Raw genomic sequence first — 21,999 nt, forward strand, 5'->3', positions numbered from 1 at the left:
GGCTCGGATCAAATTCGAAAGCTAGCCAGGAACTCGTCCAGGGAGTTCCACTTTCCAGGAGATCCACACCATGAACATCGCAAAAAATACGCCCCTCGCATCCCGTCTGGCCGCTGCCGCGCTGGCAGTCATCCTCGGCGCCTGCGGCGGTGGCGGTGGCGACGCCGGCACCAGCCCGCCACCCGCCTCCACCATGGGCAGCCTGCGCGTGGCGCTGACCGATGCACCCAGCTGTGGCTACGAGCATGTCTTCGTGTCGGTGCAGAAGGTGCGCGTGCACCAGAGCAGCAACGCCGCCGACGGCGACGCGGGTTGGTCGGAGCTGGTGCTGGCACCGGCCAAGCGTGTCGACCTGCTGACGCTCACCAACGGCGTGCTGAGCGAACTCGGCCAGACCGCCCTGCCCGCCGGCAAGTACACCCAGCTGCGTCTGGTGCTGGCGGCCAATGATGGCGCCAACCCGATGGCCAACGCCGTCACGCCCAGCGGTGGCCAGGAGGTCGCGCTCAGCACGCCCAGCGCGCTGCAGAGCGGGCTGAAGCTGAATGCCAATATCGACGTGGCCGCCGATCAGGTGGCCGACATGGTGCTGGACTTCGACGCCTGCCGGTCGGTGGTGCGCCTAGGCAACTCGGGCGGCTACAACCTCAAGCCGGTGGTGGCGGTGCTGCCGCGGGTGAGCGATGCGGCCCAGCGCGTGATCGGCTATGTGGTGCCGGCGCTGGCCGCTGGCACCCAGGTCTCGGCCCAGCTCAACGGCGTGCCGGTCAAGTCCACGGTGCCGGACGCCAGCGGCAAGTTCGTGCTGGCGCCCCTGCCGGTGGGCAGCTACGACGTGGTGATTCAGAGCAGCGGCCGGGCCACCGCCACGGTGACGGGCGTGCCGGTGAGCAGCACCGCGAACACCACGCTCAACGCCGCCAGCGCGCCGATCGACCCGCCGCTGTCGGGCCAGCATCTGGCCAGCGGCACGGTGACCCTGAACCCTGCGGTGAGCCCGATCGACGCCATGGTGGTGGCGCGCAAGACCTACACCGGCGGCCCCACCGTCGAGGTGGCTGCGATGCCAGTGGACGGCCTGACGGGCTCCTTCGCCTTGACTCTGCCGAGCGCGGCGCCGGTCAAGACCGCCTACCTGGCCAACGCCACGGCACTGAGCTTCCAGGCCGACACCGCTACGCCGACCGGCAAGTACAGCCTGGTGGCCAGCACGGCCAGCCTCAGCAAGACCTTGCTCATCGATGTCAGCAACAGCGATGCGCTGGCGCTGAGCCTGACGCTGCCCTGAGGCACAGCCAGGCCGCGCTGCCTGCCGACTTACTTCCTGGCGCGCAGCCTGCCCAGCTCGGCCTGGGTCTCGTTCCAGAGATCCATGCCGACGTTGGCGGCAATGCTGGCGTTCACGCGCGTCAGGCGGTCGCGCATGCGGCCGGCCTCGGCGGGGCTCAGCTCGTTGATCTGCATGCCCTTGGCCTTGAGGTCGGTGAGCGCCTTGGCGGCCTCGTCGCGCGTGTCCTTGCGTTCGAACTCGCGCGCGGCGACGGCGGCCTTCTGAAGCGCCGCGCGCTCGTCCTTGCTGAGGCCGTCCCAGTACTTCTTGCTCACCAGCACGATCCAGGGGCTGTAGACATGGTTGGTGACGGTGAGGTACTTCTGCACCTCGTAGAACTTACTCGAGAGAATCGTGTTGTAGGGGTTCTCCTGCCCGTCCACCGCCTTGGTCTCGAGCGCGCTGAACAGCTCCGAGAAGGGCAAGGGCACGGCATTCGCGCCCAGGCTCTTGAAGCTGTCGAGGAAGACGTTGTTCTGCATCACGCGCAGCTTGATGCCGTCCAGATCCTCCAGCCTGGCCACCGCGCGCTTGTTGTTGGTGAGGTTGCGGAAGCCGTTCTCCCAGTACACCAGGCCCACCAGGCCTTTCTCTTCCAGCTTGGCCTTGACCTTCTCGCCGATCGGCCCGTCCAGCAAGGCGTCGGCTTCCTTGGCGTTGTTGATCAGGAAGGGCGTGTCCCACAGCGCCATCTCCTTGACGATGCCCACTAGGGTGGCGGTGGAACCCACCATCATTTCCTGCGCACCGCCGATCAAGGCCTGCTGCATCTGCGTGTCGGGGCCCAGCGCCGCGCCGCCGATGGCGCGCAGCTTCATCTTGCCGCCCGAGGCCGCGGCGAGCTGCTCGGCAAAGAGCTTGACCGCCCTGCCCTGGTTGCTGGCCTCGGCCAGGCCGTAGCCAAAGCGGATCAGGCGCGGTTTGATGTCCTGCGCCATGGCGCTGCCGGCGGCCAGGGCCAGCGCGGTGACGAGGATTCTGCGGGTCAGCTTGGTCATGAACGGGGTCTCCTTGAGCATGGGTTCAGCGCATCCACGCCACCGGCGCGATGACGATTTGCGGGAACAGGGTGAACAGGGTCAGTATCAGCACATAGGTGATGAGGAAGGGGTTCACACCCTTGATGACCTGGTGCATGGACAGACGGCCCACGCCGGCCACCACATTCAGCACCGTGCCCACCGGCGGGGTGATCAGGCCGATGGCGCCGTTGAGCACGAACATCAGGCCGAAGTAGACCGGGTCGATGCCGGCCTTCACCGCGATCGGCAGCATCACCGGCGCGAAGATCAGGATGGTGGGCGTGAGGTCCAGCGCCGTGCCTATCACCACCAGGGCGATCATCATCACCGCCATCAAGAGGCGCGGCGACTCCACCAGCGCGCCCAGCCAGCCGGTCAGCACGCCGGGCAGATCGGCCAGCGTGATCATGTAGCTGGCCACCTGGGCGCCGGCGCACAGGAACATCACCACCGCGGTGGTCTTGGCGGCACGCACCAGCACCTCGTGGAAGCCGGCCAGGCTCAGCTCGCGGTGCACGAAGAAAGCCACCACCAGGGCATAGACGGCCGCCACCACGGCCGCCTCGGTGGGCGTGAACAGGCCCGACTTCATGCCGCCGATGATGATCAGCGGCATCAGCAGGGCCCAGAAGGCCTTCACGGTGGCGCGCAGGCGCTCGCGCATCGGCAGCGGCTCGCCCTGGGGCAGATCGATCTTGCGCAGCTGCAGCTTCCAGGCCACCACCAGGCCCACGCCCATGATCAGCCCCGGCACGATGCCCGAGAGGAACAGCGCCGAGATCGAGGTGTTGGTGGTCACGCCATAGATCACGAAGGGCATCGAGGGCGGGATGATGGGCGCGATGATGCCGCCCGAGGCGATCAGCCCGGCCGAGGTGTGCATGGGATAGCCATGGCGCTGCATCATGGGCAGCAGGATGGTGGCCAGCGCGGCGGTGTCGGCCAGCGCCGAGCCGCTCATGCTGGCCATCAGCACCGCGGCGCCGATCGCCACGAAGCCCAGGCCGCCGCGGATATGGCCCACCCAGGCCTGCGCCATGGTGATGATGCGCCGGCTGATGCCACCGGCATTCATCAGCTCGCCGGCCAGGATGAAGAAGGGCACGGCCAGCAGCGGGAAGCTGTCCACCCCGGCCACCAGGTTCTGCGCCAGCAGCTGGGTGTCCCAGAAATCCAGCGCCCAGGCCATGCCGGCGCCGGTCAGCACGAGGGCGAAGGCCATCGGCATGCCGATGCCCATCAGCGCCAGCATGCCGACGGAGAAGATCACGAAGGCCAGCGCCTCGTTGCTCAAGCCCATGACCATCATTCCACCTCCAGGTCGTGGCTAAGATCGAGCGGCGCAGCGCGCAGCAGCTGCCATAACGCCATCAGCGCGATCGCCAGCGAGCTGAGCAGGGCTGGCAGCGGCAGCAGCGCGCTGGAATAGCCCAGCACCACCGATTGGCTGTCCATGCCCACCCGCACCTGCTGCCAGGCGCCCCAGGCCACCAGGCTGGCCGCCAGCACCACGGCGGCGCGGATCACGGCGGCCATCAGCATCAGCGCGCGCGGCCGGCTGCGCAGCGGCAGCAGAAAGCTGGTGAAGGCCATGTGCTCGCCGCGCGGATAGGCGGCAGTGGCGCCGATGAAGACCATCCAGACAAAGAGCAGGCGCGAGAGCTCTTCGCTCGCCGCCACGCCGCTGCCGAAGCCGTAGCGCAACACCACGTTGACAAAGACGGCGGCGGCCATCACCGCCAGGCAGGCGGCCATCGCGCCCTCGCTGAGGCGCAGCCAGAGTGGCCTGCCGGAACTGCTGTTGCTGGTCACGCTTGGCTCCTTGCCCAGCCGGCGGCCAGGTCGAGTTGTTCTTGCGGCGGCAAGGCCGCCGGGACCGTGAGGACCCTGGCCTCGCCGCTTGGCGATTCGAGGGTCTGGAACTGGCTTTGCACCAGGCTGGCGGGGAACAGATGCTGGTGCGCACGCGCGGCCACGCGCTGCAGCGCCAGCTCGGGGCTGATCTCGAGGAACACGAAGCCCAAATCCGGCCGCGCCGCGCGCAGGCGCTCGCGGTAGCTGCGTTTGAGCGCGGAGCAGCTCAGCACCACGCCCTGGGGATGGGCCTGCAGCTGCAGCGCCAGGCGCTCCAGCCAGCCATGGCGGTCGGCGTCGGTCAGCGCGCTGCCGGCCGCCATCTTGGCCACCGACGCCGCATCGTGAAAGCTGTCGCCCTCCAGAAAGGTGAAGCCCAGGGCCGCTGCCAGCCCCTGACCCAAGCTGGTCTTGCCGCAACCGGCGACACCCATGACGGTGATGGCATGCATTGGACAGCGCTATCCCATTCAAGTAAAAAAACCAGGTGACCCGGCACCTGCTGCAAGCGCCCCGGCCTCGCATGGGTGAAACACCGCATGGCTCCAAGGGCAGGACAGCGCTATCCTAGTGCCCAAACCAGACGCACCACATCAGGGAAACTACGGCCATGTCCGCGCCAACCGCACCAAAACGACGCCGCGCCACCGGCCGCACCACGCTGGCCGAGGTGGCCCAGGCAGCGGGCGTCAGCCCCATCACTGTGTCGCGTGCGCTGCGCGGCGAACGCGCGGTCGCCAGCGAGCTGGTGACCCGGGTGCGCGAGGCCGCCGAACGCCTGGGCTATGTGCCCGACCCGGCGGCGCGCGCGCTGGCCTCCTCGCGCAGCACCCAGGTGGCCGTGCTGATCCCCTTGCTCAGCAATGCCCTGTTCGTGGACCTGCTGGACGCGGCCCAGCGCAGCCTGCTGGAGGCCGGCTACCAAAGCCTGATCGGCGTCACCCATTACCGCCCTGACGAGGAGGAGGCGCTGCTGCGCGCCTACCTGATGCACCGTCCGGCCGGCCTGATCGTGACGGGCTTCGACCGCACCGAGGCCGCCCGGCGCCTGATCGCCGACAGCGGCGTGCCCTGCGTGCATGTCATGGAAACGCATGCCGAGCCGGGGGTCTACAGCGTGGGCTTCTCGCAGTCGGACGCCGGCCGCGCGATGACGCAATGCCTGCTCGCACATGGCCGCCAGCGCATCGCCTTCGTGGCCGCCCAACTGGATCCGCGCACCCTGCAGCGCGCCAGCGGCTATCGCCAGGCCATGCAGCTGGCCGGCCGCCACGAGCCCAAGCGCGAGCTGCTCTCGCCCCGCCCCTCCTCGATGGCGCTGGGCGCCGAACTGTTCGAGCAGCTGATGCGCGAGCAGCCCGACACCGATGCGATCTTCTTCTGCAACGACGACCTGGCCCAGGGCGCGCTGCTGGCCGCGCTGCGCCTGGGCATTGCCGTGCCCGCGCGGGTGGCGGTGGCAGGCTTCAACGACCTGACCGGCAGCGACCAGATGCTGCCGGCGCTCAGCACGGTGCGCACGCCGCGTGCCGCGATCGGCCGCGAAGCCGCACGCATGCTGCTGGGCCTGATCCGCGGCGAGCAGCCCGCCGCGCCCAGCCTGGACCTGGGCTACGAGCTGGTGCTGAGGCAAAGCCTCTAGCGCCTTCTCAGCGCTTGCCCAGCGGCGGGTTGTCGTTCGGCAACCAGCGCTTGTAGATGGTCAGAAAGCGACCGTCCTGCTTCATCGCATCGAGCTGCTGCTGCCAGGCCTTCACAGTGGCATCGGGCGTGGTGAGCGAGAAGGCGATATAGCCCTCGGAGCTGGCAAAGCTGTAGACCACCTCGAAAGCGTCCGCCGGCACGCCGGCCTGGGCCATGATTTGCGGCATGGTGATGCGCTCGGTGGCAAACAGCGGCGCGCGCCGCGCCTGCAGCATCTTGATGCCCTGCACCGGGTCGCTCACCGGCACCAGGTTCTTGAAGCCCTGGGTGCTGAGCTGCTCGCCGGTGTACCAGTCGCGCACCACCAGCACCGCCTTGACCTTCTTCGCATCGTTGAGGCTGCGCAGGCGCACGCCGTCGCCGTTGGGGGCGTAGATCGAGCTGTAGAAGGTGACGATGGGGCCCACCCATTTGAAGAGCTTCTCGCGCGCCGGCGTGCGCGCCATCGCGAACAGCGCCACCGGCTCACGGCCCTGGGCTTCGCGGTAGGCGCGGCTCCAGGGCATGAACTCGATCTCGGCCGGCGCCCCCAGGCGCTGCTGGATCTCGCGCACGATCTCGACCGACAGGCCCTTGCCAACGCCGTTCTCGCTGAAATTGACCGGTGCGAACTCTTCGCTGAGCAGGCGCAGGGCGGGCGCGGCGCGCGCCATCGCTGGCAGGCAGCAGGCGAGGCCAATGGCGAAAGCAAGCAGTGAATGTCGCATGTGGAAGCGCATGCTAGCGATCCTGAACCAATCCACAAGCCGGGTCTGCCCCAGCGCTGTGGCACGCTGGCGGCGCGCCGTGCCTGGATAATCGCGCCGCCCGCCAGAACAGCCCCAATGCCCCAACGATGAGCGCAACGCGCGACCCTTCTCCGCTCGAATTGCAGCCTCTGCTGCTGAGCTTCAACGCCAGGCGCTATGACGAGATGGAGCGGGCCGCACGCGCATTGCTGCTGAGCTTTCCGGACTCGGGCTCGCTCTGGAAGGCGCTCGGCGTCGCCCTGCAGGCCCAGGGCAAGGAGGCCATCGAGACGCTGAGGCGCGCGCGCTCGCTGCTGCCGGACGATGCCGAACTGCCCAGCAATCTGGGCAATCTCCTGAGCCAGCAGGGCCGGCATGAGGAGGCGCTGAGCTGCTACCGGGACGCCCTCGCGCTGCGCCCCGATTTCGCCGAGGCGCATGGCAACCTTGGCCTGGCGCTGATGCGCGCCGGGCGGCTGGACGAAGCCCAGTCTTGCCTGCAACACGCCCTGCAACTGAAGCCGGGTTTCGTCGAAGCGCATTGCAATCTGGGCCTGGTGCTGCAGCGGCTTGGCCGCATGGACGAGGCGCTGGCTTCGTTTGAGCGCGCGCTCGCCCTCAAGCCCGACTTCGCCGCCGCTCAGTCGCTGCTGGGCAAGGCGCTGTTCGATGCGGCCCATGCCCTGGCCGCGCAGGGCCGGACCGACGCCGCGATCGCCCGCTACCAGCAGCTGCTGCGGCGGCAACCCCAGCATCTGCCCGCCCTGTGCAATCTGGGCCTGCTGCAGCAGGGGCTGGGCCGGCTTGCCGACGCGGAGGCACTCTACCGGCGCGGCCTCGCGCTCGATCCCGGCGCCACCGAATTGCTGAACAACCTCGGCAACACCTTGAAGGCCCAGGGCCGTCTCGACGAAGCCTTGACGCTCTACCGTCGCGCCATCGCCGCCCGCCCCGACGACACGCTGGCCCATGGCAATCTGGCCGCCGCCCTGCGCGAACTCGGCGACTTCGACGGCGCCGCGCATGGCTATCGGCGCATCCTGGCACTGCAACCCGAGCAGCGCTGGGCCCATAGCGACCTGCTGTTCCTGCAGTGCCATCTGGAGCCGGATACGGCGGCTGCGGCGCGCGCCGCGGCCGAAGGCTATGGCGCAACGCTGGCCAGCATCACCCCGGCGCGCGACAGCTGGCCCGACGCCGCCGAGCCGGCGCGCTGCCTGCGCGTCGGTCTGGTGTCGGCCGACCTGCGCGAGCATCCGGTCGGCTACTTTCTGCAAACCTTGCTGGCGGCCTTGGCGGCGCAGGCCAGCGACAGGCTGGCCCTGCTGATCTACGCGAATAGCGCGCAGCATGATGGCCTCAGCGCAGCGCTGAAGGCCAGCGTTTCAGGCTGGCGCCAGGTGCAGGGCATGAGCGATGCGCAGCTGGCGGCGCAGATCGAGGCGGACGGCGTTGACATCCTGATCGATCTCTCGGGCCACACCGCGGGCAACCGCCTGCCCCTGTTCGCGCGCAAGCCCGCGCCGCTGCAGCTCTCCTGGCTGGGCTATTGCGCCAGCACCGGCGTAGCCGCCATCGACTATGTGCTGAGCGACCCCTGGATTGCGCCGCCGGGCACGGAGGCGGCCTTCACCGAACGGCTGTGGCGCCTGCCCGAGAGTTTTCTGTGCTTCACGCCGCCCACGCCGGCCCTGCCGGTAGCCCCCCTGCCCGCTGCCGCACGCGGCCATCTCACCTTCGGCTGCTTCAACAAGCTCAACAAGCTCAACGACGCGGTGCTGCGCTTGTGGGCCGAGCTGCTGGCCGCGGTGCCGGGCAGCCGGCTATACCTGAAGAATGCCCAGCTGGATATCGCCAGCACGCGCGCCGGCCTGCAGGCCCGCCTTGCCGCGCTGGGCGTGCCCGCCGAGCGCCTGTGGCTGGAGGGCGCCAGCCCGCGCGCAGACTATCTGCGTTGCTACGCAAACGTCGACATCGCGCTGGACCCCTTCCCCTACCCCGGCGGCACCACCAGCATGGAGGCGCTGTGGATGGGCGTGCCGGTGCTGACCCTGGCCGGCACCACGCCGCTGTCGCGCCAGGGCGTCAGCATCATGCAAAACCTGCAGCTGCCGGATTGGGTGGCCGCCGACCGCGCCGACTATCTGGCCTTGGCGCAGCGGCATGCCGCCGACCTGCCGACCCTGGCAGTGTTGCGCCAGGATCTGCGCGCGCGCCTGCTGCGCTCGCCGCTGTGCGACGCGCCCCGCTTCGCCACGCATTTCGAAGCGGCGCTGCGGCAGCTGTGGCGCCGCCACTGCGACGAAAAAAAGGCCCCGAACCAGTCGGGGCCTCCAGCCTGCGTCTCACCGCAAGCTTGAACCGTCAGTCCTTCGCGGCGGGCATGGCGCCGGGCATGTCCAGCGGCATCGCGCTGCCATGGGCCGCGTCCGCCGCGGCAGTCTGCGAGCCCTTGGGCGCCGGCTTGCGCAGGCGCACCAGGTAGGAGTACAGCACCGGCACCACCACCAGGGTCAGGATGGTCGAGGTGATCACGCCGCCGATGATGGCGCGGCCCATCGGCGCCTGGATCTCGCCACCCTCGTTGAGCGCGATGGCCATCGGCAACATGCCGAACACCATCGCCGCGGTGGTCATGATGATGGGGCGCATGCGGATCAGGCCGGCCTGCAGCAGGGCATCGGGCACCGAGGCGCCGGCCTTGCGTGCATGATTGGCAAAGTCCACCAGCAGGATGGCGTTCTTGGTCACCAGGCCCATCAGCATCACCAGGCCGATCATCGAGAACACGTTCAGCGTGGTCCCGGTGACCAACAGGGCCAGCATCACGCCGATCAGGGCCAGGGGCAGCGAGGCCATGATGGCGATGGGTTGCACGAAGCTGCCGAACTGGCTGGCCAGCACGATGTAGATGAAGATCACCGCCAGGCCCATGGCCGCCAGCAGACCCTTGAAGGCGTCGGCCTGCTGCTTGCCGGCACCGTCCACATTGAAGCTGGTGCCGGGCGGCAGGTGGGTCGCCTTGATGAGCTTCTGCACATCCGCGTTGACGTCGCCGGAGGGGCGGCCCTCGACGCCGGCGAACACCGCCTCGCGGCGCTGCAGGTTCTGGCGGCGGATCACCTCGGGGTTGAACACCGGCTCGATGGTGGCCACCTGGTCCAAGGCGATCGGCGAGCCGTCCTTGGCAAAGGCCACCGGCAGCTTGAGCATCTGGTCGACACGCTGGCGCTGCTCCACCGGCAGGCGCAGCAGCACCTCGACCTGGTTGCCATCGGGCGTGGTCCAGTAGGTGGCCACGTCGCCATTGACATAGGCGCGCAGCGATGCTGCCACCTGCGGGCCGGTCAGGCCCAGCTCGCGGATGGCCGAATCCTTGAGCTTGACGGCGAAGGCCGGCAGGCCAGGCTTGACGGTGGTCTCCACGTCCACGGCCCCCTTGATCTTCTTGATCTTGGCGACCAGATCGTTGGCCACCTGGGTCAGCACCTCGGGATCGTTGCCCAGGATGGTGATCCAGATCTCGCGGTTGCCGCCGACGCTGGCGTCCACGCCGGGGATCTTGGCGATGTCGGCGCGGATCGCGTCCTCGATCTCCTTCTGGCTGCGCTTGCGCGCCTTCTTGTCCACCAGCGAGATGCTCAGCGTGGCCTGGTTGCGGCCGGTGGCCAGGCCCTCGCCGGTGCTGCCGACCACGGTGGAGACCGTCTTGATCTCCGGGTAGCGGTTCAGGATCTCCTCGATCTGCGCCACCTTGGTGCTGCTGCGCTCCAGGCTGGAGGCCACCGGCAGGCGCAGGTTGATCTGGGTAAAGCTGTCATCCGTCTTGGGCGCGAACTCCGAGCCCACGAAACCGGCCAGCACCAGCGCAATGAAGAAGCTCAGCGTGCCGCCCCACAGCACCAGGCCGCGCGGCGTGATGGTGGCAAAGCGCAGGCGGCGCTTTTGCGTGCGGTCGCGCAGGCCCTGGGCATCGAAGGGGCGCGCGAACACCGGCAGCCAGGCGCGGTAGCGGCGACCCGAGAACACCCAGCGGATGGTGCGCTCATAGACCCGGTGCAGCACATCCATGCCCAGGTCGGTGGCACGGATCATGTGCCCGATCACCGGCATGCGCTTCAGGTAGTGGCTGGGCGGGTCCTTCCAGACCGAGCTCAGCATCGGGTCGAGCGTGAAGCTGACGAACAGGCTCACCAGCACCGCCACCGCCACCGTGATGCCGAAGGGGTAGAAGAACTTGCCGATGATGCCGCCCATGAAGGAGACCGGCACGAACACCGCGCAGATCGCGAAGGTGGTGGCCATCACCGCCAGGCCGATCTCGTTGGTGCCGTCTTCGGCGGCGCGGTGGTGGTCCTTGCCCATCGCCACATGACGCACGATGTTCTCGCGCACCACGATGGCATCGTCGATCAACAGACCGATGCACAGCGAGAGCGCCATCATGGTCATGAAGTTGAGCGTGAAGCCGAAGGCATGCACGGCGATGAAGCTGGAGATCACCGCGATCGGCAGGGTCAGACCGGTGATGATGGTGGAGCGCCAGCTGTGCAGGAACAGGAACACGATGGCCACGGTCAGCAGCGCGCCCTCGATCAGGGTGTGCTTGAGACCTTCCAGCGAATTCTTGACGTTGTCGCTGGAGGCATAGATCAGGTTCAGCTCGACGTCGGCCGGCAGGCTCTTGCGCAGCTCGGCCATCGCTTCCTTGACGCCGTCGCCGGTGGCGACGATGTTGGCGTCCTGCTGCTTGAAGACATTGAAGGTCACGGCCTGGGCGCCATTGATGCGCGCGATGCTGTCGGCCTCGCGCTCACGCTCGACCAGCTTGCCCAGGTCGCCCAGGGTCAGCACCAGATTGCCACGCCGCGCCACCACCACGTTGACGAACTGCTTGGGATCCTTGACGCGGCCCTCGACGCGCAGGATCGCGTCGGCGGTCTGGTCGGAAATCAGGCCCACGGGCTGGTCCATATTGGCGTCGCGCAGGGCGGCCGAGATTTCGGCCGGCGTGACGTTGTAGGCGCGCAGGCGCAGCGGATCCAGATCGATGCGCACCTCGCGCGTCACCATGCCGCTCACGTCCACCCGCGCCACGCCGTCGACGCGACCGAGGCGCTTGGCCACCGTCAGCTCGGCCATCATGGAGAGCTCGCGCGCCGGGCGCGTCTTGCTCATCAGCGCGGCCAGCACCACCGGCTGGTTCTCCTCCACCGAGGCGCGCGCCACGGTGGGCGCCTTGGCGTCCTTGGGGAAGATCGCCTGCACGGCGGAGACGCGGTCGCGCACCTCCTGCATGGCGCGGCCCATGTCGGTGTTGAGGCCGAACTCGACCTGGGCCTGCACACGGCCCTCGAAGCTGCGCGAGATCACCTTCTCGACGCCAGCGATGCTGTTGAGCGCCTCTTCCAGCGGCTTGGCGATTTCACGCTCCACCGCCTCGGGCGAGGCGCCGGGGTAGCGCACGTCCACTGAGGCCACCGGGATGGAGATGTCGGGCAGGTTCTCCACGCCCAGCTTGGCGTAGCTGAACAGGCCCAGTACGCAGAGGGCCACCATCACCATGGTGGCGAAGACCGGGTTTTGAATCGAGACGCGTGTCATCCACATGGCGTGCTCCTCAGTTGGCCGCCGGGGCTGCCACGGCGCTGGCCACCTTGGCATCCTTGGATTTGGCGGCCACCACCTCGGCCTTGCTGCCTTCGCGCAGATTGTCGAAGCGCGCCGCCAGCACCTGGGCGTCCGCGCTGAGGCCTTGCAGCACCTCGACGCGGCCCTCGCGCTGGTCGCGCCGGCCGGTGGTGACGATGCGGCGCACCAGCGCGCCCTTTTCGATCATCCAGACATGGTCCTGGCCCGAGGTGCTGCCCACCGCGGCAATCGGCACCGCCAGGCGCTGCGCATCGTCCTGCAGCTCCACGCGGGCCACCGCGTACTGGCCGGCACGAAACTCCTCCTTGGGGTTGCTGAGCTCCAGGGTCACGCCGATCGAGCGGGTGCCGGGTTCGGCGGCCGGCGCGATGCGGGCGATGCGCGCCTCCACCGGCTTGTCCACGCCCTCGATGCGCACGTTCACCGCCATGCCGGGCTTGAGCCGGCTGACCTCGTGCGTACCCACCAGGCCCGCCAGCTCCAGCTTGCTGAGGTCGACGATGCTGAGGATCTGCTGCTCGGGCGCCAGCTTCTCGCCCGGCAGGGCATGGCGCTTGGACACCACGCCGTTGATGGGCGCCACCAGGGCGGCCTGGCGCAGCACCACCTGGCTGGTGTCGTACTGGGCCTTGGCGCTGAGCAGGGAGGCGCGCGCCGCTTCCAGCGCGGCACGCGAGGTGTCCAGCGCGGTGGAGGCAATGAATTTCTGATCGGCCAGGCCCTGGTTGGCCTTGTACTGGCGCTCGGCCTGCTCGAGCTGGGCGCGGGCGGATTCGACGCTGGCGCTGCGCTCAGCGGCGCGGTAGCGCAGCTCCTCCAGATCGACCTGGCCCAGGGCCTGGCCGACGTGCACGCGGCTGCCTTCGGCCACCGCCAGGCTGAGCAGGGTGCCGGCCGACTTGCTGCGCACCACCACCGTGCCCGGCGCCACCAGCGGGCCCGAGAACTCGATCAGCTCGGGCATGCTGACCTTGGACGGCTTGACGACCTCGCCGGCGGTGAACTCCAGGGCCACCTCGGCCTTCTTGTCATCGGGTTTCTTGGGGCTATCGCCCTTGCTGGCAAACACGGCCACACCGGTACCACCGGCCAAGATGGCCACGGCCACACCACCATAAATCCATTGCTTGCGCATGGTTCCCCCGATCGAAGCGGATGTTGAAAGTGGGGGCAGTGTAGGGACGCGATTCGCGGCTGCCAGGGGGCCTGCGACGAACTGCGGATTGCTCGACCCCGACTGCTCACAGCACGGACAAAAGGTGGCCCATGCGTGACCAACCGTGACGAAATGCAAAGTGCACGCGTCAGCGCGTGGCGTCCAGCCGGGCGCTGCGCCAGCAGCACAGCGCGCCCAGCAGCGCCGCCGCGGTGGCCGCCCAGAAGGTGGCGGCATAGCCCCACAGCGAGGCCAGCGAGGCGCCGCCCACGCTGCCCAGCACGCCCGAGCAGCCATAGCCCAGCACCGAGTAGAGCGCCTGGCCGCGGCCGCGCAAGCGCCCCGGGAAGTAGCGAGTCACCAGCGCGATGCAGGCGGTGTGCTGGGCGGCAAAGGTGAGCGCATGGGTGCACTGCGCCAGCACCAGCACCCAGACCCAGGCACCGAAAGCGGCGGTGGCGGCAAAGCGCGCGGCCGACAGCAGCGCCGCCGCCATCAGCCAGCCATGCAGGCTGCCGCGCTCCAGCAAGCGGCCCTGGAAGGCAAACCAGACGATCTCCACCACCACCGACACCGCCCACAGCCCGCCCACCACCGGCTTGCCGTAGCCCAGCTCGTCCAGGTAGAGGCTGAAGAAGGCATAGAGGGCCGAATGCGCCAGCACGGTGAGGAACACGCCGGCGAAGAACCAGCGCACCTCCGGGTGGCTGAGCACCTCGCGCAGCGGCGGCGCCGGCTCATGGCCATGCGAGGGCGCATGCTGCTCGGGCAGGCGGTGCGCGGCCCACACCACCAGCAGCAGCAGGGCGATCACGGTCCAGGCGAAGTAGCGCATGCCGAAATGCTGGAACCACCAGCCGGCCAGCAGCACCGTGCTGAGAAAGCCGACCGAGCCCCAGACGCGCACGCGGCCGTACTTGCGCGCATCCATGCCGCCGCCCTGGGTCACCAACTGCGCCGCCACCACGGTCTCGGTGAGCGGCACGATGGCGGCGTTGAACAGGTACATCAGAAAGCAGGCCGCCGCCAGGCTGGCAAAGCTGGGTGGCAGCAGAAAGCCCAGCGAGGCCAGCAGGCAGGCCAGGCTGGCCCAGCGGATCAGGCGCACGCGCTGGCCGCTGCGGTCGGCCAGCGCGCCCCAGGCATAGGGCGCGAACAGCCGCGTCCAGCTCGAGATCGAGACCAGCACGCCGATCGCGAACACCGGCAGGCCCAGTTCCTTGTACCAGAGCGGCGCGTAGGGATTGAAGGCGCCGATGCTGGCGAAATAGGCGAAGGACAGCAGCGCGCAGGCACCCAGCGTGCGGCCGGGGGCAGCGGCCGCGTCGGCCATCAGATGTGCGAGGGGATGGCCGGCAGCGCGTGCCGCACGTCACCGCATTGCGCGCGGTGGCGCAGCGCATGGTCCATCAGCACCAGGGCCAGCATGGCCTCGGCGATGGGGGTGGCGCGGATGCCCACGCAGGGGTCGTGGCGGCCAAAGGTTTCCACCTGGGTGGGCTCGCCGGCGCGGTTGATCGAGGCCTTGGCGCTGCGGATCGAGCTGGTGGGCTTGATGGCGATCGAGACCGAAAGATCCTGGCCGGTGGAGATGCCACCCAGCACGCCACCGGCGTTGTTGCTGGCAAAGCCGCCGGGGGTCAGCTCGTCGCCATGCTGGCTGCCGCGCTGCGCCACGCTGGCAAAGCCGGCGCCGATCTCCACGCCCTTGACCGCGTTGATGCCCATCATCGCGTAGGCGATCTCGGCGTCCAGCTTGTCGAACAGCGGCTCGCCCAGGCCCACCGGCACGCCGGTGGCTTCCACGCGGATGCGCGCACCCACCGAGTCGCCGGCCTTGCGCAGCGCGTCCATATAGTCCTCCAGCTCGGCGATCTTGCTGGCGTTGGCGGCGAAGAAGGGGTTCTGCCCCACATGCTGCCAGCCCTCGAAGGGGATCTCCAGCTCGCCCAGCTGGGTCATGCAGCCGCGGAACTCGGTGCCGTACTGCTGCTTCAACCATTTGCGAGCCACCGCGCCGGCCCCCACCATGGGCGCGGTCAGGCGCGCCGAGGAGCGGCCGCCGCCGCGCGGATCGCGCAGGCCGTATTTGCGCCAGTAGCTGTAGTCGGCGTGGCCGGGGCGGAAGGTGTCGAGGATGTTGCCGTAGTCCTTGCTGCGCTGGTCGGTGTTCTTGATCAGCAGGCAGATCGGCGTGCCGGTGGTGAGGCCCTCGTAGACGCCGGAGAGGATCTCGACGGCATCGGGCTCGTTGCGCTGGGTCACATGGCGCGAGGTGCCGGGGCGGCGCCGATCCAGCTCGGGCTGGATGTCGGCCTCGCTAAGGCTCAGGCCGGGCGGGCAGCCATCGATCACGCAGCCGATCGCCGGCCCATGGCTCTCGCCGAAATTCGTGACGCGGAACAACTCACCAAATGTGCTGCCTGACATGCCGGATCCAAGAAAACAGAGCCCGGCCGAGATGCCGGGCTGTGGCCTGGATTCTATCGACAGCGGGCCGCGCTCAGAGCTTGGCGCTGTCGGCGCCCTCTTCCTCGACCGGCCAGTCGCGGATATAGGCCTTGAGCATGCGGTTCTCGAAGTCCTGGCTGTCGACCACGGCCTTGGCCACGTCGTAGAAGGAGATCACGCCCATCAGCGTCTTGCCGTTCAGCACCGGCATGTAGCGGGCATGGCGCCCCAGCATCATGCGGCGCACCTCGTCGATCTCGGTCTCGGGCGTGCAGGTGAGCGGATGGTCGTCCATCACCGTGCGCACGATGGAGGAACCGACGCTGCCGCCATTGCGCTGCACCGCCGCGATCACCTCGCGAAAGGTCAGCATGCCCACCAGATCGCCATGCTCCATCACCACCAGTGAGCCGATGTCGTATTCGGCCATGGTGGCGATGGCTTCGGCCAGCGCTTGATCCGGCGCAACCGTGTAGAGGGTCCCGCCCTTGACGCGGAGTATGTCGACAACTTTCATGGTGGGCCTCCTCGGAGATCTGGGTAATGGACTGCGGCAGATGGCGTCCAACATAGCACACAATCCCCGCATCGAACACAAGCGGAGACACCATGTCCGGCTACGCCGACCCTGGCTTTGATACCTTGGCGCTACACGCGGGGGCAACACCCGACCCCGCCACCGGCGCACGCGCCACGCCCCTGCACCTCACGACCTCCTTCGTCTTCGAAAACTCGGAGCACGCGGCCTCGCTGTTCAATATGGAACGCGCCGGCCATGTCTACTCGCGCATCTCCAACCCCACCACCGCGGTGTTCGAGGAGCGCGTGGCGGCGCTGGAAGGCGGCGTGGGCGCGATCGCCACCGCCAGCGGCCAGGCCGCCCTTCACCTGGCCATCGCCACCCTGGCCGGCGCCGGCGCGCACATCGTGGCCTCGGCCGCGCTCTATGGCGGTTCGCACAATCTGCTGCACTACACGCTGGCGCGCTTCGGCATTGCCACCACCTTTGTGCGCCCCGGCGACCTGGACGCCTGGAAGGCGGCGATCCGCCCCAACACCAAGCTGCTGTTCGGCGAGACCCTGGGCAACCCCGGCCTGGACGTGCTCGACATACCGAATGTGGCCGCCATCGCCCATGAGGCCGGCCTGCCGCTGTTGGTGGACTCGACCCTCACCACGCCCTATTTGATGCGGCCCTTCGAGCATGGCGCCGATCTGGTCTACCACTCGGCCACCAAGTTCCTGAGCGGCCATGGCACGGTGGTAGGCGGCGTGCTGGCCGACAGCGGCGCCTTCGACTGGCAGGCCGCGCACGCGCGCCACGGCCGCTTCCCCGAACTGTGCGAGCCCTACGCGGGCTTCCACGGCATGGTGTTCAGCGAGGAAAGCACGGTGGGCGCCTTCCTGCTGCGCGCGCGCCGCGAGGGCCTGCGCGATTTCGGCGCCTGCATGAGCCCGCACACCGCCTGGCTGATCCTGCAAGGCATCGAGACACTCTCGCTGCGCATGCAGCGTCACGTCGCCAACGCGCAGAAGGTGGCCGAGTTCCTGGAGGCCCAGCCCGGCGTGGCGCGCGTGGGCTACCCGGGCCTGGCCAGCCATCCCAGCCATGCGCTGGCGCAACAACTGTTGCCCAAGGGCTGCGGCTCGGTGTTCAGCTTCGATCTCAAGGGCAGCCGCGAACAGGGCAAGCGCTTCATCGAGGCGCTGAAGATCTTCAGCCATCTGGCCAATGTGGGCGACTGCCGCTCGCTGGTGATCCACCCCGCCAGCACCACGCATTTCCGCATGGACGATGCGGCACTGGCCCAGGCCGGCATCACGCCGGGCACGATACGCCTGTCGATTGGCCTGGAGGATGCGGATGACCTGATCGCCGACCTCAAGACCGCCCTCAAGATCGCTGCCAAGTAAGCCCCCCATGAAGCTGCAAGTCAACGCACAGACCGTCTACGCCTATACCGGCGGCAAGGACTTCGACCCCACCCTGCCCTGCATCGTGTTCGTGCATGGCGCCCTGCACGACCACAGCGTCTGGACCCTGCTGGCCCGCTGGTTTGCCCACCACGGCCACGGCGTGCTGGCCTTGGACCTGCCCGGCCACGGCCGCAGCGAGGGTCAGGCCTTGCCCTCGGTGGAGGCGCTGGGGGCCTGGCTCGTACAGGTGCTGGACGCCGCCGGCGTGCAGCAGGCCAGCCTGGTGGGCCACAGCATGGGCTCGCTGATCGCCCTGGAGGCCGCGGCACAGGCGCCGGCACGCGCCGGCCGATTGGTGATGGTGGGCACGGCCTACCCGATGAAGGTCTCCGAGGCCTTGCTGGAAACCGCGCGCACGGCGCCGCTCAATGCCATGGACATGGTGAATGTGTTCTCGCACAGCAGCCAGGCCAGCAAGCCCTCCTACCCCGGCCCCGGCGCCTGGTTGCATGGTGGCAATCTGCAGCTGATGCGGCGCGTGCAGGCGGGCTACACCCATGGCAATCTGTTCGAGCATGATTTCCGCGTCTGCGATGCCTATGCCCATGGCCTCGAGGCCGCGCCAGCGGTGACCTGCCCGGTGCACTTCATCCTCGGCGAGCGCGACCAGATGACCGCCCCCAAGCAGAGCCAGGCCTTGGCCGCGGCGCTGAAGGCGACGGTACATCGCGTGCCCGCCGGGCATTCACTGATGGCAGAGGCGCCGGACCCGGTATTGAATGCACTCCGCACCGCCATCGCCTAGGAGAAGCCCATCATGAGCAGCGCCAGCCAGGTCCAGGACTTCCGCAGCTTCGCCGAGTTCTACCCCTTCTACCTGGGCGAGCACCGCAACCCCACCTGCCGGCGCCTGCACTTCCTGGGCTCGAGCCTGAGCCTTGTTTGCCTGGCCCTGCTGCTGGCCACCGGCAGCTGGCAGTTCCTGCCGCTGGGCCTGGTGGCCGGCTATGGCTGCGCCTGGATCGGCCATTTCGGCTTCGAGAAGAACAAGCCCGCCTCCTTCAAGCGCCCGCTCTGGAGCTTCATGGGCGACTGGGTCATGTACAAGGACATCTGGACCGGGCGCATCCCCTTCTAGGGTCTCAGTTGCGGTAGGCCAGCCCCAGGCTCCAGCCGAAGGCGCTGCGGCGCTGGTCCAGCGGGCTGTCGGCCGCCGGCCCCAGCAGAGTGCTGAGGCTGGCGCCCGCATAGCCCACCCAATGGCTGCCGAAGGCGCGCGTGTAGTTGGCGCCCAGGGTGGCGTCGCGCAGGCCGGCACCGGGCTCGTAGGCGCGGCCATAGCGTTGTGCGGCCGGGCTGTCGGCCGGCACGCCAAAGTAGCTGAGCATGTGGCGGCGATCGCCCGCCGAGGCACTCACGAAGGCGTTCAGCTCGGCCATCGGGCTGCGATAGAGGCGGCGCGTCAGATCGATGGTGGCCACGGCACCGCCGCGTTTGCCCAGCAGATCCTGGCTCAGGGCACCTGAAAGCTGCCATGGCGGCGCCAGCGCATAGCTCGCGTAGAGGCGGCCGCGCAGGGTGCGCTGCACATCCGGCAAGCCCGCCGTGCTGCTGACGGCATCGCTGTTGCGGCCGCTGTCGAAGCGCAGGCCGAAGCCCACGCGCAGCGTGCTGCTGCGGAACAGCTCGCGGCTGGCGCCGGGGCCCGGGCCGACGGCCTCGTTGCCAAAGCCCATCAAGCCCCCCGCCCCCGAGGTGGAGATGCGCCAGCGCCCCCAGCGCAGCGCCCACAAGGGCTTCAGGCTGAGGCTGCGCTGCTCCGAGCCCCAGTAATCGGGGCCGGCGCGCAGGCCCAGGCCCAGCAGGTAGCGAAAGTCTTCCTCATCCGCCGGCAGGGTCTGGGCAGCGGCGGGGCCGGCACCAAGCAGCAGCATGGCGCCAAGAGTGAGCGCAGCAGGGGTCACACGCATGCTGCAAGCTTAGCAGCGCCACGCCGCCGTCCATGCACTCAGGTCAAGAGCGGACGCAATTCCTTGAGCATGTCGCCCACCATGGCGCGCAGGTCGTAGGCCAGCTGCCAGCCCCAGTCGGCCCTGGCCCGGCTGTCGTCGATGGACTGCGGCCAGCTGGCGGCAATCGCCTGGCGGAAATCGGGCGCGTAGCTGATCTCGAAAGCGGGGATCTCGGCGCGGATCGCCGCGGCAATCTCGGCCGGCGTGAAGCTCACGCCCGCCAGGTTATAGGAGCCGCGCTCGCGGATCGCCTCGGCGGGCGCTTCCATCAGCTCGATGGTGGCGCGCAGCGCGTCCGGCATGTACATCATCGGCAAGGCCTGACCCTCTTCGAGGAAGCAGCTGTAGCGGCCCGTCTTGAGCGCGGCGTGGAAGATCTCCACCGCGTAGTCGGTGGTGCCGCCGCCGGGCGGGGTCTTCCAGCTGATCAGGCCGGGGTAGCGCAGGCTGCGCACGTCCACGCCATGGTTGGCGTGGTACCAGCGGCACCAGCCCTCGCCGGCCAGCTTGGAGATGCCGTAGACGGTGCTGGGGTCCATCACCGTGTCCTGCGGCGTCGCCAGCTGCGGCGTCTTGGGGCCGAAGGCGGCGATCGAGCTGGGCCAGAACACGCGCTCGAGCTTCTGCACCCGCGCCAGCTCCAGCACGTTCAGCAGGCCCTTCATGTTCAGGTCCCAGGCCCACATGGGGTGCTTCTCGCCGGTGGCGGAGAGCGCCGCGGCGAGGTGGTAGACCTGGGTGATGCCATGGCGCTTGGCCACCGCGGTGAGCGCGGCGGCGTCGGTCACGTCCAGCATCTCGTGCGTCAGCGTGGGCACGCGGCCCTCGGGGGCCAGGTCGCTGGTGATGACGTTGGCATTGCCATGGCGCAGCGCCAGCTCTTGCGCCAGCTCGGTGCCGATCTGGCCGTTGGCGCCGATGATGAGGATCTTGGTCATACGCGTTGCTTTGTTCAGGCGGGAATCAAACCCAGCTCGCGGCCGGCCTGGGTGAAGGCGGCCACCGCCTTTTCGAGGTGATGACGCTCGTGGCCGGCCGAGACCTGCACGCGGATGCGCGCCTGGCCCTTGGGCACCACCGGGAAGAAGAAGCCCACGGCATAGACGCCCAGCTCCAGCAGGCGGGCGCTGAGCTGCTGGGCCTTCACCGCGTCGTACACCATGATGGGCACGATGGGATGGGTGCCGGGCTTGATCTCGAAGCCGGCGGCCTGGATGGCGGCGCGGAAGTAGGCGGTGTTGGCCTCCAGCTTGTCGCGCAGCGCGGTGGAGGCTTCCAGCAGGTCCAGCACCGCGATCGAGGCGCCGACGATGCTGGGCGCCACCGTGTTGGAGAACAGATAGGGGCGCGAGCGCTGGCGCAGCAGCTCGATCACTTCCTTGCGGCCGCTGGTGAAGCCACCCGAGGCGCCGCCCAGGGCCTTGCCCAGGGTGCCGGTGATGATGTCGATCTTGCCGAACACATTGCGGTACTCATGCGTGCCGCGGCCGGTCTTGCCCAGGAAGCCGCTGGCATGGCATTCGTCGATGCCCAGCAGCGCGCCGTATTGGTCGGTGAGCGCGCGGATCTTGTCGAGCTGGGCGATGGTGCCGTCCATCGAGAACACGCCGTCGGTGAACACCAGGACATGGCGCGCGCCCTTGGCGCGGGCGGCCTGCAGCTGCACTTCCAGGTCGGCCAGGTCGTTGTGCTTGTAGCGATAGCGCTGCGCCTTGCACAGGCGGATGCCGTCGATGATGGAGGCGTGGTTGAGCTCGTCGCTGATGATGGCGTCCTGCTCGCCCAGCAGCGGCTCGAACAGGCCGCCGTTGGCGTCAAACGCGGCCGCGTAGAGGATGGTGTCCTCGGTGCCGAGGAAGCGCGCCAGGCGTGCCTCCAGGGTCTTGTGCAGGTCCTGCGTGCCGCAGATGAAGCGCACCGAGGAGAGGCCGTAGCCATGCGTGCGCAGCGCCTCATGGGCGGCGGCGATCACGTCCGGATGCGAGGACAGGCCCAGGTAGTTGTTGGCACAGAGGTTGATGACGTCGCCGCCCTCGGCGGTGTGCACATCGGCGCCCTGCGGCGTGGTGATGACGCGCTCCTTCTTGAACAGGCCGGCATCGCGGATACCTTGCAGTTCCTGGCGCACATGCGCATAGAAGGCGTCGCCGCTGTTCACGCTGGTGGTCATCAT

General features: G+C 68.6%; 19 protein-coding genes. 6 read left to right on the forward strand and 13 right to left on the reverse strand.

Annotated features, from left to right (window positions below; genetic code table 11):
• Nucleotides 1-70 precede the first annotated feature (70 nt).
• A complete protein-coding gene (locus PFX98_RS19965; RefSeq protein ID WP_285232233.1) occupies nucleotides 71-1,288 on the forward strand; it encodes a DUF4382 domain-containing protein in 1,218 nt (405 codons plus the stop codon).
• Nucleotides 1,289-1,317: 29 nt separating this feature from the next.
• Here the strand turns inward: PFX98_RS19965 and PFX98_RS19970 are convergent, their stop codons facing one another.
• From PFX98_RS19970 to PFX98_RS19985, 4 genes are read right to left on the reverse strand one after another with little or no spacing between them, the layout of a single operon-like run.
• The gene (locus PFX98_RS19970; protein WP_285232234.1) at nucleotides 1,318-2,328 is read right to left on the reverse strand and encodes a TRAP transporter substrate-binding protein; all 1,011 of its coding nucleotides are present in this window, start codon (nucleotides 2,326-2,328) and stop codon (nucleotides 1,318-1,320) included.
• A gap of 25 nt (nucleotides 2,329-2,353) precedes the next feature.
• Nucleotides 2,354-3,652: a TRAP transporter large permease gene (locus tag PFX98_RS19975; protein ID WP_285232235.1), complete on the reverse strand. Its 1,299-nt coding sequence runs from the start codon at nucleotides 3,650-3,652 to the stop codon at nucleotides 2,354-2,356.
• Between the two features lie 5 nt (nucleotides 3,653-3,657).
• A complete protein-coding gene (locus tag PFX98_RS19980; RefSeq protein WP_285235652.1) occupies nucleotides 3,658-4,107 on the reverse strand; it encodes a TRAP transporter small permease in 450 nt (149 codons plus the stop codon).
• Nucleotides 4,108-4,160: 53 nt separating this feature from the next.
• Nucleotides 4,161-4,658: a gluconokinase gene (locus tag PFX98_RS19985; protein WP_285232236.1), complete on the reverse strand. Its 498-nt coding sequence runs from the start codon at nucleotides 4,656-4,658 to the stop codon at nucleotides 4,161-4,163.
• Nucleotides 4,659-4,816: 158 nt separating this feature from the next.
• On the opposite strand from PFX98_RS19985, the gene gntR reads away from it, so the two are divergent.
• Nucleotides 4,817-5,848, forward strand: coding sequence for an HTH-type transcriptional regulator GntR (gene gntR / locus PFX98_RS19990; protein ID WP_285232237.1), 1,032 nt, complete (start codon nucleotides 4,817-4,819; stop codon nucleotides 5,846-5,848).
• A gap of 7 nt (nucleotides 5,849-5,855) precedes the next feature.
• On the opposite strand, the gene PFX98_RS19995 is transcribed toward gntR, so the two are convergent.
• Nucleotides 5,856-6,563, reverse strand: coding sequence for a substrate-binding periplasmic protein (locus tag PFX98_RS19995; RefSeq protein WP_285232238.1), 708 nt, complete (start codon nucleotides 6,561-6,563; stop codon nucleotides 5,856-5,858).
• A gap of 182 nt (nucleotides 6,564-6,745) precedes the next feature.
• On the opposite strand from PFX98_RS19995, the gene PFX98_RS20000 reads away from it, so the two are divergent.
• Nucleotides 6,746-8,998 (forward strand): tetratricopeptide repeat protein, encoded by a 2,253-nt coding sequence (locus PFX98_RS20000; RefSeq protein ID WP_285232239.1) that lies wholly within the window; start codon nucleotides 6,746-6,748, stop codon nucleotides 8,996-8,998.
• 4 nt (nucleotides 8,999-9,002) lie between these two features.
• Here PFX98_RS20000 and PFX98_RS20005 read toward each other — a convergent pair whose 3' ends face one another.
• The 5 genes from PFX98_RS20005 to PFX98_RS20025 all read right to left on the reverse strand — a co-directional run bounded on the left by PFX98_RS20005 (nucleotide 9,003) and on the right by PFX98_RS20025 (nucleotide 16,414).
• Nucleotides 9,003-12,248: an efflux RND transporter permease subunit gene (locus PFX98_RS20005; RefSeq protein WP_285232240.1), complete on the reverse strand. Its 3,246-nt coding sequence runs from the start codon at nucleotides 12,246-12,248 to the stop codon at nucleotides 9,003-9,005.
• 10 nt (nucleotides 12,249-12,258) lie between these two features.
• Complete coding sequence (locus tag PFX98_RS20010) at nucleotides 12,259-13,425, reverse strand: efflux RND transporter periplasmic adaptor subunit (RefSeq protein WP_285232241.1); 1,167 nt, start codon at nucleotides 13,423-13,425, stop codon at nucleotides 12,259-12,261.
• A 169-nt stretch (nucleotides 13,426-13,594) separates the two neighbouring features.
• Nucleotides 13,595-14,779, reverse strand: a complete 1,185-nt coding sequence (locus tag PFX98_RS20015; RefSeq protein WP_285232242.1) for an MFS transporter — start codon at nucleotides 14,777-14,779, stop codon at nucleotides 13,595-13,597.
• Nucleotides 14,779-15,876 carry a chorismate synthase gene (gene aroC, locus PFX98_RS20020; protein WP_285232243.1) on the reverse strand — a complete coding sequence of 366 codons (1,098 nt, stop codon included), beginning with the start codon at nucleotides 15,874-15,876 and terminating at the stop codon, nucleotides 14,779-14,781. The genes PFX98_RS20015 and aroC overlap by 1 nt, the downstream gene beginning before the upstream one ends.
• A 73-nt stretch (nucleotides 15,877-15,949) precedes the next feature.
• On the reverse strand, nucleotides 15,950-16,414 hold the full coding sequence (locus PFX98_RS20025; RefSeq protein ID WP_285232244.1) for a CBS domain-containing protein: 465 nt from the start codon (nucleotides 16,412-16,414) through the stop codon (nucleotides 15,950-15,952).
• 92 nt (nucleotides 16,415-16,506) lie between these two features.
• On the opposite strand from PFX98_RS20025, the gene PFX98_RS20030 reads away from it, so the two are divergent.
• Genes PFX98_RS20030 through PFX98_RS20040 form a run of 3 tightly spaced genes read left to right on the forward strand, consistent with a single transcriptional unit; the run spans nucleotide 16,507 to nucleotide 18,952 of the window.
• Nucleotides 16,507-17,811, forward strand: a complete 1,305-nt coding sequence (locus PFX98_RS20030; protein ID WP_285232245.1) for an O-acetylhomoserine aminocarboxypropyltransferase — start codon at nucleotides 16,507-16,509, stop codon at nucleotides 17,809-17,811.
• 7 nt (nucleotides 17,812-17,818) lie between these two features.
• Entirely contained in the window at nucleotides 17,819-18,619 is an 801-nt protein-coding gene (locus tag PFX98_RS20035; RefSeq protein WP_285232246.1) for an alpha/beta fold hydrolase, read from the forward strand.
• Nucleotides 18,620-18,631: 12 nt separating this feature from the next.
• Nucleotides 18,632-18,952 (forward strand): Mpo1-like protein, encoded by a 321-nt coding sequence (locus PFX98_RS20040; RefSeq protein ID WP_285232247.1) that lies wholly within the window; start codon nucleotides 18,632-18,634, stop codon nucleotides 18,950-18,952.
• Between the two features lie 4 nt (nucleotides 18,953-18,956).
• On the opposite strand, the gene PFX98_RS20045 is transcribed toward PFX98_RS20040, so the two are convergent.
• The 3 genes from PFX98_RS20045 to kbl are packed head-to-tail and all read right to left on the reverse strand — an operon-like array spanning nucleotide 18,957 to nucleotide 21,999.
• The gene (locus tag PFX98_RS20045) at nucleotides 18,957-19,784 is read right to left on the reverse strand and encodes a MipA/OmpV family protein (protein WP_285232248.1); all 828 of its coding nucleotides are present in this window, start codon (nucleotides 19,782-19,784) and stop codon (nucleotides 18,957-18,959) included.
• A 38-nt stretch (nucleotides 19,785-19,822) separates the two neighbouring features.
• Nucleotides 19,823-20,764 (reverse strand): NAD-dependent epimerase/dehydratase family protein, encoded by a 942-nt coding sequence (locus PFX98_RS20050; RefSeq protein WP_285232249.1) that lies wholly within the window; start codon nucleotides 20,762-20,764, stop codon nucleotides 19,823-19,825.
• Nucleotides 20,765-20,778: 14 nt separating this feature from the next.
• Nucleotides 20,779-21,999 carry a glycine C-acetyltransferase gene (gene kbl, locus PFX98_RS20055; RefSeq protein ID WP_425334630.1) on the reverse strand — a complete coding sequence of 407 codons (1,221 nt, stop codon included), beginning with the start codon at nucleotides 21,997-21,999 and terminating at the stop codon, nucleotides 20,779-20,781.

The organism is Paucibacter sediminis (genome assembly GCF_030254645.1).
GTDB classification, from domain to species: domain Bacteria; phylum Pseudomonadota; class Gammaproteobacteria; order Burkholderiales; family Burkholderiaceae_C; genus Paucibacter_B; species Paucibacter_B sediminis.